At 65.0% G+C, this 254-nt stretch carries 1 protein-coding gene; it reads left to right on the top strand.

What is annotated here, in order from left to right; genetic code table 11:
- On the top strand, nucleotides 1–213 hold a 213-nt coding region (locus AAEZ09_RS28755), incomplete at its 5' end, for a glutamine amidotransferase-related protein (protein WP_502947619.1).
- Nucleotides 214–254 lie beyond the last annotated feature (41 nt).

Below are 254 nucleotides of genomic sequence, written 5' to 3'. Positions count from 1 at the left end.
ATTCCGGACAATGGCCGCTTCTACTTCGTGCACAGCTACTACATCGAGGCCGGCAATCCGCGGCAGGTGGTCGGTCGCGGCCATTACGGCAACGACTTCGCCGCCGCGCTGGCCGATGGCTCGCGCTTCGCCGTGCAGTTCCACCCAGAGAAGAGCCACACCCACGGCCTGCAGCTGCTGCAGAACTTCGCCGCCTGGGATGGTCGCTGGTAAATGAGCCGGGCCAAGCTCAAACCGCCGGTCCTGACGCTGGA

Origin of the sequence: Pseudomonas sp. 65/3-MNA-CIBAN-0223 (assembly GCF_040310425.1) — a bacterium.
GTDB classification, from domain to species: domain Bacteria; phylum Pseudomonadota; class Gammaproteobacteria; order Pseudomonadales; family Pseudomonadaceae; genus Aquipseudomonas; species Aquipseudomonas gregormendelii.
Note: the sequence above shows the minus strand (reverse complement) of the source record. Positions and strands in the feature narration are given on the sequence as shown.